We start from the raw sequence: 17,546 nt of genomic DNA, 5'->3' as shown, positions 1-17,546 counted from the left end.
TGCGCGAGCCGCGGGTCGAGGGTAGAAGCTCCCGGCGCATGCGAAAGATCCTCGCCCTCGCCCTGCTCGGCTTCGTCGCCCTCGGCTGCTCGAAAGCCGAGCCCAGCGCCTCCGCGGCCGCCAAGAGCGCAGCCCCCAGTCCCAAGGTGGCCCCCTCTGCCAGCGCCGTTGAGCCAAAGAAGCCCGAGCCCCAGCGGCCCTACAACGTCTTGTTCATCATGGTGGACAGCTTGCGCGCAGACATGCCGTGGACCGGCTACCCGCGACAGATCGCGCCATGGCTCACGGAGTTCGGCAAGCGATCCACCTTCTATCCGCGCAGCTACTCGCTCTCCAGCTACACCGCCAAGAGCGTGGTGCCCACGCTGGTGGGCAAGTACCCGAGCGAGATGCGCCGCGACGGCTACTTCTTCACGCGCTGGTTCGACGACAACCTGTTCATCAGCGAGCGCGCACAGAAGGCCGGCCTTCGCACCCTGGCGGGACACGGCCACGGCTACTTCTTGCCGAACATGGGCACCAACCAGGGCTTCGACGACTACCGCCTGCTGCCCGGAACCTTCCTCGACACCACCGGCGTGCATGACATCACCAGCGATCGGCTGAACAAGCTGGCCAAGGAGATGCTCTCGGATCCCAAGAACGTGGACCAGACGGGCAAGAAGCGCTTCTTCGCCTACTTCCATTTCTTGGATCCGCACTTCACCTACATCAAGCACGAAGAGGACCCGGACTACGGCGACAAGCGACGGGACCTGTACGACAACGAGGTCCACTTCACTGATCGCTGGGTGGGGGACCTGGTGGATTGGGTCGACAAGCAGCCCTTCGGCAAGAACACCGTCGTGATCATCACCGCGGATCACGGTGAGGGCTTTGGCGAGCGCGGGCAGTATCGCCACGCGTACCAGCTGTGGGAGAGCCTGATTCGCGTGCCGCTCTTCATTCGCGTTCCCGGCGCCGAGCCGCGTCGCATCGAGGTGTCTCGCAGCGCCATCGATCTGGCGCCCACCATGGCGGACCTCATGGGCTTGCCGAACGATCCGCCGTTCCGCGGCAAGAGCCTGGTCCCCGAGGTGTACGGCGCCAAGGCGGAGCCGCGACCGGTCATCTCCGACCTGCCGCGCTGCGACCTCATGGATCGCCGTCGCGCGCTGATCGACGGGGACTACGCCCTGATCGCTTTCGGCGACGACAACAACTTCATGCTCTTCGACGTCGTCAAGGACTTCAAGGAAGAGAACGACCTCGCCGCAAAGGAGCCGGAGAAGCTCAAAGAGATGAAGGCGCTCTACGAGAAACTCTCCGCGGACATCCCGAAAGAGCCGGTGGTGGGCGGAGTTCCGCTGATGGGCGTGTCGCCCTCGCAACGTTACTGAGCTTCGTTTTCAGATCTTGTTGGTGCGGCGCGACTTCCGTCACGGGACGACGGCTGGCCGCGGCGCGACTTCCGTCACCGGACGACGGCTGGCCGCGGCGCGACGCCCGTCACGGGACGACGGCTGGCCGCGGCGCGACGCCCGTCATGGGACGACGGCTGGCCGCGGCGCGACTTCCGTCACGGGACGGGCGTCGCGCCGCTCCGACATGAAAATGCAAACGGAGTCAGAAGGCCTTGAGGCCCGATAGAATGCGCTTGCTGATCACGACGCGCTGGATGTGCCCGGTGCCCTCGAAGATGTCGTACACCTTGATGTCGCGGAACCACTTTTCGAGCAGCGCATGGTCGTCGGCGAGGGAGCCGTGGGCGCCACAGATCTCGATGGCGTCGATGCAGGCGCCAATGGCGGCCTTGCCGGCGAGCGCCTTGCTCATGCTGGCTTCCTTGGCGTTGGGCAAGTGGTGGTCGGCCATCCACACGGCCTTCCAAGTGAGCATGCGGGCGGCTTCCAGGTTGCGACCGACGCGCGCGAGGCGCTCGGCGATGGCGGCGTAGCGCGGGATCGGCCGTGACAGCATGTAGTTGTCTTTCACGAAGTCCGCGGCGTACTCGTAGGCGGCGCGACCGATGCCGATGGCCATGGCGGCGACGAGGGGGCGCGTGTTGTCGAAGGTCTTCATGGCCGTCATGAAGCCTTCCTTCGTCTGGTAGCGCTCCTCGCCGCCGAGAAGATTGTCGACCGGAACGAAGCAGTCCTCGAGCACGAGCTCCGCGGTCTCGTTGGCGCGGAGACCCATCTTGTCTTCGATCTTTCCGACGAAGAAGCCGGGCGTGCCCTTCTCCACCACGAACGCGCGGTGACCGGCGCGGCCCAGGGTCGGATCCACGGTGGCGAAGATCACCACCCACGCCGCGCGGCCGCCGTTGGTGATGTAGCACTTGCGACCGTTGAGCACGTAGCCGTCGCCGTCCTTGCGACAGCTGGTGCGAATGCCGGCCACGTCACTGCCGGCCCCCGGCTCCGTGAGGCCATACGCGCCCCAGCGAAGCTCTTTGGTCATGTCGCGGAAGATGCTGAAGAAGCGCTCCTTCTGCTCGGGCGTTCCCGAGCTCCGGAGCGGCGGCCCGCCGAGACCGGGGCCCGGCAAGCTGAGCATGATGGAGGCGTCCGCCCAGGCCAGCTCTTCGGCGCCAATGGCGGCGGTGCGATTCGTCTGGCTCGGCTTCTTGTCGTCGCGCTGTTTGGGACCTTCTTGGAAGTCCTCCATGGGGTTGTTCTCCCCGCGCAGGGCCTGGCTCATGTTGTAGAAGTTGCGCAAGAAGTCGAGGTCGATGGCCTTGTCGCGATCCCATGCGAGGCTCTGGGGTCGAATGACGTTCTTGCCCATGTCGTGCAGCGCCTCTTGGAGCATGCGTTGGGTCGAGGTCAGCGTGAGCTCAATCATCGTCGGCTCCTCGATGCTCAGGTGAACACGGCTTGGGTTTCGGGGGTGGGCAACACCAGCGCGGGATCCAGCTCGGCGCCCACGGCCACGGCGGCCGCAAGCTGATCCATGTGCTCCGCCGTGGCGCCGGAGAGCGCCATCTGCTTCGCGTCGCGCATCATCTTCTCGACGATCACGTCACGCATGAATCCGGCGCCACCGTGCAGCTGAACGGCATCGTCCCCCGCGCGCATGGCGGCCTCGTGGGCGTGGGAAACGGCGTGCGCGGTCGCGAGCAGACAGCTGGGCTCGTCCTTTGCGCTGTCCCACATCCACGCGGCGCGACGGCACAGCTCGGCGGCGCTCTCGGCGTCCATGTGGCGATCCGCCAGGGTGAAGGCGATGGCCTGGAAATGACCGATGGGTTTGCCGAAGGCGGTGCGGATGTCGCAGTACTCCCGCGCGATCTCGAAGGCCGCGCGGGCCAACCCGACCTGCCGCGCGGCGACCACCAGGGCATACTTGGCGAAGAAACGCAGCGCCGCCCGGGGCACCTCGGTGCCTTCGCCGAGGCGCTCGGCCTTCACTCCTTCGAGGGAGACCTCACCGAAGCTCGCGCAATCGAGCCCCAACGTCTGATGCCGCGCGGTGACGCTGAGGCCAGGGGCAGCTTTGGGAACGACGAACGCTTCGATGCCGCGCCAGCCCCGAGTCTCGTCGACCTGCGCGAACACCACGAAGCTCCGCGCCAGCTCGGCGTTGCCCACGAAGCACTTCTTGCCCGTGAGCTCGAAGGCGCCGCCGGCGGCCTTGGCCACCGTGGAGAATCCCGGACGCTCGCGATTCGGCGAAAGCTCGCTCCAGGCCACGGCGCCGAACGCGTCCGTCGCGCTCGGATCCGCGAAGGGCGCGAGGAGCTCCTTCTGCTGCGTTGGGCTGCCGAGCTCGAGCACCGCGGCGATGTAGGCACCGAAGCCGGGCAATCCGAAGGGCGCGGCGGCGTCCCCTCGCGCGAGCTCCTCGTTGATGAGCACCGCCGTCAGCAGGCCGAGGCCTTGCCCGCCAAGCTCTTCCGGCACGCTCGCCATGCTGAGCCCCATCTCTTGGACCGCGCGACGAAGGTCTTCGGGCACGGCCCGAGCCTTCTCGAGCTCGCGGGCGCGCGGCGCGAGGGTGCTCTTGGCAAAGTCGGAGACCGTGCCCTGGATCAGGAGCTGGTCTTCCGTCGGCTCGAACGAAATCATCGCAGGCCTCCGGCTGGGGTTCCCAGCTACGTAGTTGCGCTACATAGCCCGGTCAAGGCCATTCGGCCAATGGGCCAATCCGGAGACCTAGATCGGCGTTCAGTGCTTATTTTCCGCCGTCTGAGCTTGCGCAGCAGGGGCGCTCGATCTAGGGTCCCCGCCCTTCCGATGTCTACGGCAGTCATTCGCACAGGCGGCAAGCAGTACCGGGTTTCCGAGGGCGACACCATCAAGGTGGAGAAGCTCGAAGGTGAACCGGGAGCCAAAATTTCGTTCGACGAGGTGCTGCTCGTTGGCGGAGACACGCCGAAGATCGGCAAGCCCACGGTGAGTGGCGCCAAGGTGAGCGGCGAGATCGTCGCTCAGACTCGTGGCGACAAGCTCATCGTGTTCAAGTTCAAGCGCCGCAAGAAGTACCGCCGCAAGGCCGGTCATCGTCAGGCGCTGACTCAGGTCAAGATCACCGGGATTCAGGGCTGAAGACATGGCACACAAAAAAGGTGGCGGCTCCACACGCAACGGTCGCGGCTCGAACGCGCAGCATCGTGGCGTGAAGGTCTACAGCGGTGAGTCCGTGCGTGCGGGTGGCATCTTGGTGCGCCAGGTCGGTCAGACCATCGCTCCCGGACGCAACGTGGGCGTAGGGCGTGACTACACCTTGTTCGCGTTGGTCGACGGCACCGTTGCCTACGAGTGGCAGACCAAGGACAAGAAGAAGGTCTCGGTCTACCCCGCCAGCGCTGCCAACTGACTGAGCTGCTCGTCACGGATCTCGACGGGACGCTGCTGACGTCCGACGGCGAGGTTCACGAACAAGACCGTCGAGCCATCGCGGCGCTGCTCGAGCGCGGCGTGGTCGTGAGCGTGTGCACCGGACGGATGTACTCCGGCACGCGGCACATCGCCCAGAGCCTTTCCCTGTCCGGCCCCATAGGCTGCCTCGATGGCAGCCACATCGTGGATGCCGCAACCGACGAGCACCTGGCGCGACATCCGCTTTCGGACTTCGCCCGCGACGTGCTCTTGAGTGCCCTCGAACGTCATGCGCCGGTGTCGTTTCTGTTCGCCGGCGACGAGATCATCCACGACGATCGCGGCGAGCCCTTCCTGCCCTACGTGCGGCAGTGGTCGGCGCGCGCGCGACGGCTTCCGCGCCTGACCGACAAACAAACCTGGCACAGCATCCAGGGAGTGGCGGCGGTGGTCAGTGTTGGCGATCAAGCGCAGATAGAGCGCACCGCCAAGGAGCTGTCGGCGGAGTCGGGGCTTTCGTCGATCACCTTCCCCGTAGGGCGCGAAGGGTTTCGCGGCACTTGGGGCATGGTGGCGCGGGCCGCCGGCGTGTCGAAGGCCACGGCGGTGGAGTGGATCGCGCGCTACCACGGCGTGAGCCTGGAAGACGTGGTGGCCGTCGGAGATTGGTTGAACGACGTGCCCATGCTGCGCGCCGTGGGGCGAAGCTACGCCATGGCGCAAGCGCCAGAGTCGGTGAAGAGCGCGGCAAAGCACGTGCTCGATGCCGACGCCTGGAGCGGCGGCGGCATCGCGGAGGCCGCGGAGCGCGCGGGGCTACTGTAGTCGCCGCCGGCGGAGCAAGAGCAGCGCCAAGGCGCCGAAGGACAGCCCCGCGAAGGCGCTGACGGGCGCGGGGGCCGCACGACAGCCGCAGCCGGAGTCGTCACCGGAGCCGCTGGCAGCGTTGCTACCGCCGGTGTTGTTCTTGCCGCCTCCGGTGTTGCCGCTGCCACCGGTGTTGCCGCTGCCGCCGGTGCCCGCGTCCGGCGTGATCACGCCGCCGTCGGGGGTCGGGCAGTCGCTGTCGCAGAGCTCGAAGGCGCCGAGATCGAGGCTGCCCACCTGCGGGCGCGCCTGCCCGGCCTGGTGCACGACGTACTGGTTCAAGACGTCGTTGGCGGGCAGCACGGCGGGGGCCTGCGCCATGCCCGCGTCGATACAGGAAGAGCCGGCGGCGAGATGGAAGTCGGCGTCGCTCACGAAGCCCGGCGCGCTCTCGCCGTCGAGGTTGCCGCCGTCCGTCAGGGTGCCGCCGAAGTTGTCGTGGCTGTCGACCCAGCCGCTGGTGATCCAGTTGTTCTGCAGGTTCAGCACGCCGCTCTCCCCCAGCATTGCCAGGGAGGAGCCGGCTCCGCTCACGGAGATGACGTTGTTGCGGACGTCCGCGTGCTCCTCGTTGGTGGACAGGCGCAGCAGCGTGGTGTTGCCGCTGCGGTGCGAGACCACGGTGTTGTTGTAGAAATAGAGCGTTCCCTTGCGGTAGATGGACTCGTCGCCGCTGTCGCCACCGTAGTGGACGATCTGGCTGTTGCCGTCGTCGTTGGGCTCGAACAGCACGTTCCCGTACACGAAGGTCTCGTGATAGCTGGGGCTGTTCGGGACGCTGGGGTGATCCTCTCCGTCTACCAGGTCCAGCTGGCGGTTGCCGCCCTCGAGCCAGTTGTAGCGAATCACGGTGCCGGCAGAGCGGTCCTTGAGGTTGTTGCCGCCACAACCGGTGCGCAGCGGGCCGTAGTGGTTGTACTGAAACGTGATGCCCAGCGCCGCGGTGTAGCTGTTGTGCTGGTAGAAGCTGCCCTCGATGCCGTTGTCGTAGACGTAGTTGCCTTCCACCAAGACGTCCTGGGTCTCGCCGTTGAACACGCCGATGAACAGGCCGTTGCCGGAGTCGCGAATGATGCAATTCCGGATCACCAGGTGCTGCGCCTTCTCCACGTAGATGGAGGCGGCGTTGTCGACGTAGCTCTGAGTGCCCCCGGAGTGATCCGTGAAGGTGAAGGGCGGCCTGCCCGAGCGCACGTCCAGGTTCTCGATCACGATCCACGCTGGCGTGGTCTCCGGCGGCACGCTGGAAGTCCCGATCTTGATGACCCCGCGCACCTCGTTGGTGTAGTCGAGCTCGGTGCGGGTGGTGGCGCCGTTGCCGTCGATCACCGGCAGCTTGCCGTCCGCCGCGGGCACACCGGAGATCACGATGGGGGCTGCTTCGGTGCCGCTCACGCCGATGACCCACTTTTCCTTGTACGGTGTGTCGCGCCAGTGGATGAGCACGTGGTCTCCCGGCGCGAGGGACTCCCACGGCACGTCGCCAATGGCAGCGTAGGCCTGCCCTGGACCAACCTCGTAGTCCGCCGCCTGCGCCATGCGCGGGAGCGCGGTGAGAAGCGCGATGAGCACCAACACCCGAGCCGTCATGGAGGACAGGATAGCAGCCGTCCTGGTGTCGCTCCGGGAGACCCGTCGTGCTAGAGGCCGTGTTGGTGTCTGAGCACGAGGAAACCAGCAACACCCGGCGCCCCATCTTCTTGGTGATCGCCCTGGTGGCCATGTGGCTGGTGGGCATGAACGCCGCCGCGGAAGGTTGGGTCGCGATCCAGGTGGTGCGAAACCCATTGGACGTCGTGCCCTCCACGGTCGGCACCCCGGACTTGGAAACGGTGGTGCGCACGGCTTTCGTCCACGCGCTCTCGAGCTCCGCCAAGAGCGCCTTGCCGCTGGGCATCGCCGAGCTCCTGGTCGGTGGTCTGCTGGTGGGCGTGGCGGCCAAGGCGCTGTTCGGCCGGCGCGCGTCCCCGTCCTTCGCGCTGCAGGTGATCCTGGCCAACGTCGCCGTGCTGATCGTCGGCTACTCGTTGCGCCAACCGCTCCGAGAGCGGGTGGTGGAAGCCGTCGTGGCGAGCGGCATGGAAGAGCGCGCGGCGGGCATGTCCGACGATGCCGTGCGCGCCAAATGGTGGTGGTCGTTCCGCCTGGGGTTCGGCATCCAGCTGGTGGTGCTGGGGCTCAGCGCGCTGGCGGTCACGCGCCGCTCGGCCCGGGAGCTTCTGGCTCCGGCGGAGTCGCGCACCGGCGAAGAAAGCTGACGACGCCATGGGCCGCATCCGGGTGCTATCGCCGGAGCTGGCGAACCAGATCGCCGCGGGCGAGGTGGTCGAGCGTCCCGCGAGCGCCGTCAAGGAGCTGGTGGAGAATGCGCTGGACGCCGGCGCCACGCGTTGCGACGTGGCCATCGCCGCCGGTGGTGTCGCGCTCCTGTCCGTGAGCGACGACGGCAGCGGCATGACCTCGGAAGACGCGGCGCTCGCCGTCGAGCGTCACGCCACCAGCAAGCTCCAGAGCCTCGAGCAGCTGTCCCACGTGGCGAGCTTCGGCTTCCGGGGGGAGGCGCTGCCCAGCATCGCGAGCGTGAGCCGCTTCACGCTGCGGAGCCGCGCGCGCGAGGGTGACGCCGGAGTGGAGATCCGCATCGAAGGGGGCGCGACTCCCAGTGTGACTCCGACGGGCATGGCCGTGGGCACCACCGTGATGGTGGAAGATCTGTTCTTCAACGTGCCGGCGCGCCGTAAGTTCCTGCGCTCGACGGGCACGGAGTCCGGCCACGTGTCGGACGTGCTCGAGGCGGCCGCGCTGGCGCGCCCGGAAGTGACGTTCACCCTCGAGCGCGACGGTCGCCAAGTGCGCGAGTGGCTGCGCGCGAGCAGCCGAGAAGAGCGCGTGGCACAGCTGAACCCGGACGAGGATCTGGCGGCGTGCCGCGGCGAGCGGGGGCCGCTTCGGGTGGAGGCGTTCCTGTCCCGCCCCGAGCGGGCGCGGGCGGGAGCCGGCGGACTGCGTCTGCTCGTGAACGGCCGCCCGGTGAAGGATCGCGCGCTCGCGCTGTCCGTGGCGCAGGCGTACGGCAGTGTGCTCGAGCGCGGGCGCTATCCCCGCGGCGTGGTGTTCGTGGATCTGCCGGCGGAGCTCGTGGACGTGAACGTGCATCCGCAAAAGGCCGAGGTGCGCTTCGCCGATCCCCGCGCCACGAGCGACGCGCTCTACTCCGTGCTGTCCAAGGCGCTGGCCAGCGCCTTCTCGCTGCCCGCGCCGTCGCGTTCGCCCTGGGGCCATCGCCCTCAGGCGCCCGTCCCCGGCTTCCCCAAGAAGCGGGATGATGGACCGGATCCTTGGGGTTTGTCCGGCGCGGCAACTCCCGCAGCGACCCCTGCGGCGCAGCCGGAAGAAGCAGCGCCGGAGCCGGTGCTGGCAGTCCGCGATTCCGCGGCTGCACCCATCCAGCCGCGTCCGGAAAAGCAGTGGGCGTCCCTCCGCTTCGTCGCTCAGGTGCGGCAGACGTTCCTGGTGTGCGAGGCCGAAGACGGCCTCTACGTCTTGGATCAACACGCCGCCGCGGAGCGCGTGAATTTCGACCGGCTGCGCAAGGCCTACGGGCAGAAGAACGTGGCGAGTCAGGCGCTGCTGTTCCCGCTCACCATCGAGGTGACGGCCGCCGAGGCGGAGTTCGTCGAGCAACATGGTGAAGCGATGGCCGGCGCCGGCTTGGATCTACGGGTGCGCGGCCCGGAGAGCGTCAGCATCCACGCCGTGCCACGGTTGCTCCAGCGCGCCAGCCCGGAGCGATTGGTGCGGGATCTGTTGTCGGAGATGATGCGCACCGGCGGACGCGGCTTCTCCAACGCGGTGGACCTCGCCCTGGCCACGATGGCGTGTCACGGCTCCATCCGGGCGGGGGACCCGCTGTCGCCGGAGGAAGCGACGGCACTCCTGCAAGCGTTGGATCACGCGGACTTCGCCGGGCACTGCCCCCACGGCCGTCCGGTGGTGACGTTCACGAGCTGGAACGAGCTGGATCGCAAGGTGGGTCGTCGTTAGGCAGGCGAAGAGAGCCCCGAGTCATCGAGCAGGCGCCAGGCCGAGGCATGGTTTCGTGAGAGACAAACGGTTTCATGTGGACGAGGCAAGCGTCGCCACGAGTCCATACGCGCGAAGCCAGTCCAACTTGGCGCTCTTGGCGACGTGGCGGTTGGTCTCTTGGGCTTCGCTGGTGTGGCGAGGCGTCGAGTGAAGCCGCTGCTCGTGATCGTCGGACCCACGGCGTCCGGGAAGACGGCCCTGGCCGTGAACGTCGCCGAGAAGATCGGCGGCGAGGTCATCAGCGCGGACAGCGTACAGGTGGTGCGCCACTTCGACGTGGGCAGCGGCAAGCCGAACGCTGAGGAGCGCGCGCGGGCGCCCCACCACCTGGTAGACGCAGTGGATCCCCTGGAGCCCATGGACGCCGCGCGCTGGGCGCAAATGGCGGAAGCCGCCATCAGCGACATTCGCGGCCGCGGTCGCGTGCCGATCGTGTGCGGCGGGACGTTCCTGTGGGTGCGCGCGCTGGTGTTCGGCCTGGCGGAAGCGCCGCCGGCGGACGAAACGCTGCGCGCGGAGCACCGTGCCCTGGCGGACGCCGAAGGGCGCGGAGCCGTGCACCGACGCCTCGCCCAGGTGGACGCCGAAAGTGCCGCGCGCCTCAATCCCAACGACTTCGTCCGCGTGAGCCGCGCCCTGGAGGTCTTCGAGCTGACCGGCGTGCCGCTGAGCCGCTGGCACGCCGACCACGGCTTCAAGGAGCCGCGCCACGCGGCGCGCCTCGTCGGTATCGACTGGCCGCGGCCACAGCTCGACGCGCGCATCTTGACGCGCACCCGCGCCATGCTCGCCGCCGGCTGGCTCGAGGAAGTGAAGCGCTTGATCGCCGCCGGCTACGGCGACGCGCGCGCCATGCGCTCGGTGGGCTACCGGCAGATCGCCGAAGCCCTCGCCAGCGAAGGCCCGACGAACGACGACGAGCTCGGCGATCGCATCTACCGCGCGACGCGGGTGTTCGTGCGGCGACAGCGCACTTGGCTCCGGGACGAGCCCGTGGAGTGGCTGGCGCCCGGAGCGCACCCCACCGTTTGAGGCTCACGCCGCGGGCAGCGCCGGATAGTCCGTGTAGCCGTGAGCGTCGTGGGTGTAGAAGGTCTCGGACTGGGGCGTGTTGAGCGCGGCCCCCGTGCGAAAGCGCTCGGGCAGGTCCGGATTGGCGATGAACAGCTTTCCGAACGCCACCGCGTCCGCTTCTCCGGCGTCGATCACCTGCTGGGCGGTCTCCCGCGTGAAGCCTTCGTTGGCAATGTAGACGCCGCCGAAGGCCTGCTTCAGCTCGGGGCCGATGCGATCTTCCCCGGTGTGCTCCCGAGCGCAGATGAACGCGATCTTCCGCTGCCCGAGCTCCCGGGCCACGTAGGTGAACGTCCGCAGCGGATCGGAATCGCCCATGCTGTGGGCATCCCCCCGGGGCGCGAGGTGCATGGCCACTCGACGCGGCCCCCAGACGGAGGCGACGGCGTCCGTCACCTCCAGCATCAGCCGCGCGCGATTCTCGACTGGGCCGCCGTAGTCGTCGGTGCGCTGATTGCTGCCGTCTTGCAGGAACTGATCGAGCAGGTACCCGTTGGCGCCATGGATCTCCACGCCGTCGAAGCCCGCGCGCTTCGCGTTCTCCGCGCCTTTGCCGTAGGCCTCGACGATGCCGGAAAGCTCGGAGCGGTCCAGCGCCCGCGGGGTGACGAACGGTGTCTTGGGGCGAACCAGGCTCACGTGCCCGCGCGGGGCGATGGCGCTGGGTGCCACTGGGAGCTCACCATTCAGGTACGACGGATGCGACACGCGCCCGACGTGCCACAGCTGCAAGAAGATGCGTCCGCCCTTTTCGTGCACGGTGCCGGTGATGCGCTTCCAGCCCTCCACCTGGGGCTCCGACCAGATGCCGGGGGTGTCGGGATAGCCGACGCCCATGGGCGAGACGGACGTCGCTTCACTGATGATCAGCCCCGCCCCCACGCGCTGGCCGTAGTACTCCGTCATCAGCGCATTGGGCATGCGCCCATCGCTCGCGCGGCAGCGCGTGAGCGGAGCCATGACGACGCGATTGGGCAGGGTGAGGTCGCCGACGACCAGCGGTTCGAAGAGCGAGGACATTTCGAGGGCGGGCATATTGCGGCGTCGGGCTGCGCGTCAAGGAGTGCTTCAGGGCGACGCGAGGTTGTCCGGCGCCCCGACAAACCCATCAAGTCCAACGCTAGGCGTCCACGCGATCGACCTTGACCTCGTCGCCCAGCCGATAGCCTTCGCTCTGGGTGACGAGCACCTTGGCGAGTCCCAACTTGCGCAACGTGGCCATGGCCACGTGCACTCGGTGAGACGAAGACACGTTCAGCCGTTCGTCGGGCCAACCTGCCTCGAAAAGCGCAGAAACGTCGCACGCCTCGGGCGGTTCCGCATCCTTGGCCTTCAGTAGCGCTTGCAGAATGCGGCGGAGATTGCCGCGTCTCACGAGGGACACTCGCTCTCCGTCGATTTCGAACCACGAGGCATCCGGACCGACGCTGAGCACCGGCCCCGCGGGTCGGCGCGCATCGGAAGCCAAGAGGCGAAGCACTGCACGCAAGTGGTACGGCGGGCTTTCCGGCGCTGACTCGAGGGCCGCACGAGCTGGTTCGGAATCACCGTCGTGTCGCGCGACGATCGCTCGCCATCCGGCGACGACGAGGGCATCGTGTCCTTCGCCCGCTTCCCTCGTCTCGCGCTCCGCTTCCTCGAAGAGCTCCGAGCCGAGTACCCGCCGACCCAACAACGTCTCGACGCAAGCAAGCGGCGCGCGGAACTGGGCCACCCAGCGCCGATCTCCCACTGCACTGAGGATCTGGACCGCTTCCAGGAAATGCTCTCGCGCCCGTTCCAGTGCCCCGCGCTCCAGCTCGTTTTGTCCTGCGTAGCCGTGGGCCAACCCCCGGCAGTGGTCGTCACCTACATCGGCGGCGATCTTGATGGCGTCGCTCAGAAACGTCTGAGCATCCGCAGGGCGGCGCTGATCGATGCGCAGCATACCCAGGTCCGCGAGGGCGTGCGCTTCCAGTCGCCGCTCGCCGATCTCGCGCAAGGCCTCCAACCCTACGGTGAGGTAGTGCTCCGCCTCGGCGAAGGAGCCTTGGGAAAGGTGGAGGTAGCCGCGGAAGAACTGCATGATCGCTTCCTCGCTCGTCGCGCCCACCTTGCGAAAGCAGCCCGCTGCAGCCTTGTCGTGATCGAAAGCCTGGTCCAGGCGCTCCTGAGCGCCACGAAGGATGGCGTAGGCCGCGTGCACTTGCCCGCTGGCGAAAGGATCTCCGAGCGCTTCGGCCTGCTCGAGCGCCACTTGTAGCAGCGACTCCGCTTCGTCTTGCTTGCGCAACACCAAGTGGGCGACGCCCAGCTGAGCGGCCGCCCACACGGCCGTCGTGTCGGCGGCGCCATCCCGGGCGCGCTGCAGGTCCAGCACGGCGCCGGCGATGTCCCCGGCCGCGCGCTTGGCGATGCCTCGCGCCAGCCACGCTCTGCGCAGGAGCGCGTCCGTCAGGTCTGGGGCGTCTCCTCGAAGTGTGTCAATGAGCTCCGCGGGTGGCATGGCCTCGTCGATCAGATCGACGAATCGACCCAAGGGTCCTCGCCGCGCATAGAGCGGTTCGAGGCACAACGCGGCCGCAAGGGCTTGTTCGCGTGCCAGGCGGCGCACACCGCGTGCGTGCACCGCCAGCAGATTGTGCGACTCCGCTTCCAGGAGCTCTCGACTCTTGCTGTCGCCGCTACGTGAAGCACGCTCGGCCCAGGGCGCGGCTACGTCCAGGTAGTAGCGCGCGTGGCGCTCCTCCACGGCGGCGCGTTCCACGGGGTCCGCGCGTTCGTCACACAGCTCGCACACGCTTTCGAGCAGCGCGAAGCGCCGCTGACCGTACGCGCCGTCTTGCACCTTGATCAGAGATTTGTCGATCAGCGCCTCGAGCACGTCCAGGGTGGGCGCCTTCAGGTCCAGCACGCTTTCTGCCGCCGCCAGATCGAAGCCACCGCGGAACACCGCGCACTGTCCGATGGCCCGCTGTTGCAGCGGATCCAATAGTTGCCACGACCAATCCAGCGCCGCCCTCAGAGTCGCGTGACGTGGAACGGACGCGACGCGGCTGACCAAGGTCTCGAGTCGTCGCTCGATCCGCGCCAGCAGCTCCGCAGGGCCGAGCACGCTCGCCCGTGCGGCGCACAGCTCGATCGCCAGCGGCAGGCCTTCGAGCTTTTGCACCAGCTGCCCCAAGATCGGCGCCACATCTGGACCCGACGGAAAGGCGTGGTGCACCGCCTGCGCGCGCGCCAGAAACAGCTGCACCGCATCCGTCGCCAAGATAGCCTCGGCATCCGCGTCGGCGCTGGGCAGGGCAAGTGGGCCCAAGGTCACAGAGCGCTCACCGCGTACACGCAGGCGCTCGCGAGTCGTGACCAGCAAGCTCAGCTCCGGTGCGGCATCGAGCCAGGTACCCAGCATCGCTCGGGAGACGTCGAGCACCTGCTCCGCGTTGTCGAGCACGAGTAACAACCGACCACGACGCGCCAGCACTCGTCCCAGATGCGCGATGAGCCCATCCGTGTCACCCCGCCGCGGCAAGGTCGCGTCGCACGCCCACGCTACGGCGTTCAGGCAATCGAGGGCCGTGCGTGCCGTCGAGAGATCGCAGAACACGACCGCGTCGGCACCCTCGGGCGTGTCTTGCAGCAACCGCGCAAAGCGTTGTGCGAGACGCGTCTTGCCGCTGCCTCCCGGGCCGACGATCGAGCGCAGCCCCGGGCCAGAGTGCCAAGCATCGAACAGCTCTGCCAGCTCCGCTTCGCGTCCGACGAACTCGTCACGTTCCGGCGCAAGGTGCGGGGGCGCTGCGAGCGCTGCACGCGACTCCGCCTCTGCGCCGGACTTGGCGCGGGTCGCGGGAACCAAAACGAGAGACGGCTTCGTGGGCATTCTGCGGACGAAGCCAGAGGTTACCGCCTTCGCCAGGCGCCCGGGAGTGCCCATCACCGTGGCGTTTGGCCATGGAGCCAGCAAGCCGAGCCCAGGGCGACGCGAGGTTGTCCGGTTCCCCGACATCATTCAGAAGAAGAATGTGTTGGTCCGCCGCGGAACCTTTGCGGACGGCGCTCACTTGGCGACGCGGGCCATGCCGTAGCCTACAGGGGCCTTGACGTACACATGGCTCGAGCCAACCGCGAAGGTATTTGTGCTTCCTTCTGCGAGCACGAGCACGTCGTCCGTTCCATCCGCGCGTCTTCGCATCAGCTGGGGAGGCTTTGGGATGCAGGGCTCGTAGAGCCAATAGACGTATTCGCCCGAGGTTCGCACTTTCGTGACTTGGCCCGATTTCATTTCGCCTTGGGAATCCGCATCAATGCGTTTCCCTCGAGCTTGCTCGAGAAGAAGTACGCATAGCTATCGTCGAGCGCGACCCCCTCCTCGAGACCGTCGGTGAAGGTGGCGGCCGGTCGACCGTGGTACGCCACTCCGTACGAGCCCGGTCCCATTCGAGCGACTCCGTGTCAGGTCCGCTGCATCATGTAAGATCATGTAAGATCATGTAATGAGCAGAACCTTCGCCCATGGGTCATCCTGGGGAGATGTCTTGCCTTCGTAACGGCGCTGCTCCGCTGCTTGCAGCATCGCTGATGTTCGTCGCCTGCGGTGGCGGTAGTGGTGGCAGCTCCGCACTCGACGCGGGTGACGCTGGCTCGGGTGGAGTCGCCGGTTCGGGTGGTTTCTCGTTCGGCGGCAGCGGCGGCGGCGCCGGAGCGGCGCTCGGTGGAGCAGGCGGAGTCTCAGGCAGCGCGGGGGCGGCCGGCGCGAGCGATGGCGGAGCCGGCACAGGCGGCGGCTCTGGCGGTGCGGTCGCGACGGGTGGCAGCGGCGGTTCGGGCGGTGCGGGCGCGACGGGTGGCAGCGGCGGTTCGGGCGGTGCGGGTGAGTCGAAGAACGTGGCCTTGGCTTGCGGGACGACGCGCTGCTTGGTCACCTGGCATAGGCAGGCGAGCCTTTATGGCGCGATCGTCGACACCGCTGGCAAACCTGCCACCGCGATGGCGCTGGCGCCCGCCTCGGGGGGAACGATCCTAACGACCGATGGCTACGTTGCGGCTGACGGCGACGACTTCTACGCGCTGCACGAATCCTACGCGAGCTCGACGCTGTTCACGCGACTCGTCCATGTCAGCACGGTCGTCAGCGTCAAAGCCCTGACCACCAAGGTCACGGACAGCATCGATGTCAAGAAGACGACCATGGCTTGGAACCAGGGCGTCGGCATGGTCGCCCGAAAATACCACGACGCTTATGGTGACGAGCCGCGGTTGCTGTTCATCTCGTCAACCGGCGCGACCCTCGCCAGCTACGACAGCCTCGGCTCGAACATGGGGGTCGACTATGGCCCCTTCTCGGTCGCAACCACCAATGGCTTCGCGCTACGGTGGGACACTGCCGACGGCGTCAACGTGCCTGACTGCAGCTGGGCGAAGTTCTCGAAAGCCGGGGCAAAGCTCGCCATCACATGCGGTCCGTTGGCGAAGTTCCTCTACGCGGTCGTCGCCTACGGCGATACGGTGTACTCACTGGAAACGAGTTTCAGCCGTCACCTCACCAGCACCAAGCTCGATGGCTCGAATACTGCGAATATCAGCGTCGACAAGGACGCGAGCTACCTGGCTGTCGACGCGACGACCGCCTGGGCGGCTGGCAAATCGAAGCTGGAGCGATTCGACCTCGCCACCGAGCAAAAGACCGGGGAGTTCACGCTTCCCGCGCTGAGCTCGTTGGTCGACAGCACCGCGATGGCCGTGATTCAGGGTCGACTCGTGATCGCCCGAGTTCCCATCGGCAACCCGACCGTTTCTGCGTTCATCACCTCGCTGCCCGTCGACGCCGCGGGCAACGGCGACTTCGTCAACGAGATCATTCCTTAGCAAAGCGACGCGAGGTTCCGCGGTTCCCCGACATCATTCCCAAGAAGAATGTTGTTGGTCCGCCGCGGAAACATCACTGCGAGCGGAGGCGGCGTTGTTCGGCCAGCATACGTTCCCGCACGACGCGCATCAGCTCCTGCTCGTCGTAGCCCACCTCGGACGGATACACCGGCGCGAGCACGCGCACCAACACCGGACCGGGATTGACGCGTGCGCTGCGCTTGGGAAGCACGCGGTTCGTGCCCTCGAGCACGATGGGAACCACGGGCACGCGGTTCTTGTTGGCGAGATAGAAAGCGCCGCGAAAGAAGCTCTGGATGGTGCCGTCGGGGGAGCGCGTGCCCTCCGGAAAGATGAACAGGCTGTGGCCCGCGGCGAGCTTCTCGCGGCAAGCGCGCACCATGCGCCGAATGCTGGGCAGGTAGCCGCGCTTGAGCGGGATGTAGCCGTTCAGGACCATGTTCCAACCGAGGAACGGCGCGTAGAAGTTCTCGCGCTTGCTGATCCAGAGAAAATCCAAATAGCTGGCGAACACCGCGAGGATGTCCACCATGCTCTGGTGGTTGGAGACGTACACGCAGGCGCCGATGCCGCGCACGTGCTCCTTGCCTTCCACCTTCACGCTGGCGAAGGGCGCCCAGGCAAGGTAGTGCGCCGCCCACCAGCACGTGTAGCGATGCAGGATCCGCCGCCGCCGATCGAAGGGCGCCGTGATCAGGAACACCAACAGCGAGACGGCAAAGAGCACCACGCACGTAGCGAGCAGGTAGGGCCAGAACACCAAGCTGTAGAGCGTGGTGAACGTGGAGCTCCGCCCGTGCACGACGCCTGCGCCCGCCTCCGTCGACTGCATCCTGCTGGATGATATAC

At 67.3% G+C, this 17,546-nt stretch carries 15 protein-coding genes; 8 read left to right on the top strand and 7 right to left on the bottom strand.

What is annotated here, in order from left to right; translation table 11 throughout:
- The first annotated feature begins 38 nt into the window (after window positions 1–38).
- Window positions 39–1,379, top strand: a complete 1,341-nt coding sequence (locus tag H6717_39835; protein ID MCB9583252.1) for a sulfatase — start codon at window positions 39–41, stop codon at window positions 1,377–1,379.
- 226 nt (window positions 1,380–1,605) lie between these two features.
- Here H6717_39835 and H6717_39830 read toward each other — a convergent pair whose 3' ends face one another.
- Together H6717_39830 and H6717_39825 are read right to left on the bottom strand one after the other, a co-directional pair.
- Window positions 1,606–2,826, bottom strand: coding sequence for an acyl-CoA dehydrogenase family protein (locus H6717_39830; GenBank protein ID MCB9583251.1), 1,221 nt, complete (start codon window positions 2,824–2,826; stop codon window positions 1,606–1,608).
- A 17-nt stretch (window positions 2,827–2,843) separates the two neighbouring features.
- On the bottom strand, window positions 2,844–4,049 hold the full coding sequence (locus H6717_39825) for an acyl-CoA dehydrogenase family protein (protein ID MCB9583250.1): 1,206 nt from the start codon (window positions 4,047–4,049) through the stop codon (window positions 2,844–2,846).
- Window positions 4,050–4,217: 168 nt separating this feature from the next.
- Here H6717_39825 and rplU point away from each other — a divergent pair, with 168 nt between their 5' ends.
- The 3 genes from rplU to H6717_39810 are packed head-to-tail and all read left to right on the top strand — an operon-like array spanning window position 4,218 to window position 5,627.
- Window positions 4,218–4,529, top strand: a complete 312-nt coding sequence (gene rplU / locus H6717_39820) for a 50S ribosomal protein L21 (GenBank protein ID MCB9583249.1) — start codon at window positions 4,218–4,220, stop codon at window positions 4,527–4,529.
- A gap of 4 nt (window positions 4,530–4,533) precedes the next feature.
- Window positions 4,534–4,800 (top strand): 50S ribosomal protein L27, encoded by a 267-nt coding sequence (gene rpmA / locus H6717_39815; GenBank protein ID MCB9583248.1) that lies wholly within the window; start codon window positions 4,534–4,536, stop codon window positions 4,798–4,800.
- Window positions 4,743–5,627, top strand: coding sequence for an HAD family hydrolase (locus tag H6717_39810; GenBank protein MCB9583247.1), 885 nt, complete (start codon window positions 4,743–4,745; stop codon window positions 5,625–5,627). The genes rpmA and H6717_39810 overlap by 58 nt, the downstream gene beginning before the upstream one ends.
- On the opposite strand, the gene H6717_39805 is transcribed toward H6717_39810, so the two are convergent.
- Window positions 5,619–7,208 carry a polysaccharide-degrading enzyme gene (locus tag H6717_39805; protein ID MCB9583246.1) on the bottom strand — a complete coding sequence of 530 codons (1,590 nt, stop codon included), beginning with the start codon at window positions 7,206–7,208 and terminating at the stop codon, window positions 5,619–5,621. The genes H6717_39810 and H6717_39805 overlap by 9 nt on opposite strands.
- Window positions 7,209–7,324: 116 nt before the next feature.
- Here H6717_39805 and H6717_39800 point away from each other — a divergent pair, with 116 nt between their 5' ends.
- From H6717_39800 to miaA, 3 genes are all read left to right on the top strand, one after another.
- On the top strand, window positions 7,325–7,927 hold the full coding sequence (locus tag H6717_39800; protein MCB9583245.1) for a hypothetical protein: 603 nt from the start codon (window positions 7,325–7,327) through the stop codon (window positions 7,925–7,927).
- A gap of 7 nt (window positions 7,928–7,934) precedes the next feature.
- Window positions 7,935–9,713 (top strand): DNA mismatch repair endonuclease MutL, encoded by a 1,779-nt coding sequence (gene mutL, locus H6717_39795; protein ID MCB9583244.1) that lies wholly within the window; start codon window positions 7,935–7,937, stop codon window positions 9,711–9,713.
- Window positions 9,714–9,902: 189 nt separating this feature from the next.
- Window positions 9,903–10,787: a tRNA (adenosine(37)-N6)-dimethylallyltransferase MiaA gene (miaA, locus tag H6717_39790; GenBank protein MCB9583243.1), complete on the top strand. Its 885-nt coding sequence runs from the start codon at window positions 9,903–9,905 to the stop codon at window positions 10,785–10,787.
- A 3-nt stretch (window positions 10,788–10,790) separates the two neighbouring features.
- Here the strand turns inward: miaA and H6717_39785 are convergent, their stop codons facing one another.
- The 3 genes from H6717_39785 to H6717_39775 form a co-directional block, all read right to left on the bottom strand.
- Window positions 10,791–11,849, bottom strand: coding sequence for an alkene reductase (locus H6717_39785; protein ID MCB9583242.1), 1,059 nt, complete (start codon window positions 11,847–11,849; stop codon window positions 10,791–10,793).
- Window positions 11,850–11,949: 100 nt separating this feature from the next.
- Window positions 11,950–14,691, bottom strand: a complete 2,742-nt coding sequence (locus H6717_39780) for an AAA family ATPase (GenBank protein MCB9583241.1) — start codon at window positions 14,689–14,691, stop codon at window positions 11,950–11,952.
- 398 nt (window positions 14,692–15,089) lie between these two features.
- Window positions 15,090–15,248: a hypothetical protein gene (locus H6717_39775; GenBank protein ID MCB9583240.1), complete on the bottom strand. Its 159-nt coding sequence runs from the start codon at window positions 15,246–15,248 to the stop codon at window positions 15,090–15,092.
- Window positions 15,249–15,389: 141 nt separating this feature from the next.
- Here H6717_39775 and H6717_39770 point away from each other — a divergent pair, with 141 nt between their 5' ends.
- Window positions 15,390–16,676 carry a hypothetical protein gene (locus H6717_39770; protein MCB9583239.1) on the top strand — a complete coding sequence of 429 codons (1,287 nt, stop codon included), beginning with the start codon at window positions 15,390–15,392 and terminating at the stop codon, window positions 16,674–16,676.
- Window positions 16,677–16,749: 73 nt separating this feature from the next.
- Here H6717_39770 and H6717_39765 read toward each other — a convergent pair whose 3' ends face one another.
- Window positions 16,750–17,529 (bottom strand): 1-acyl-sn-glycerol-3-phosphate acyltransferase, encoded by a 780-nt coding sequence (locus H6717_39765; GenBank protein ID MCB9583238.1) that lies wholly within the window; start codon window positions 17,527–17,529, stop codon window positions 16,750–16,752.
- Window positions 17,530–17,546: the final 17 nt, after the last annotated feature.

The organism is Polyangiaceae bacterium (assembly GCA_020633235.1).
Lineage (GTDB): Bacteria > Myxococcota_A > Polyangia > Polyangiales > Polyangiaceae > JACKEA01.
Note: the sequence above shows the minus strand (reverse complement) of the source record. Positions and strands in the feature narration are given on the sequence as shown.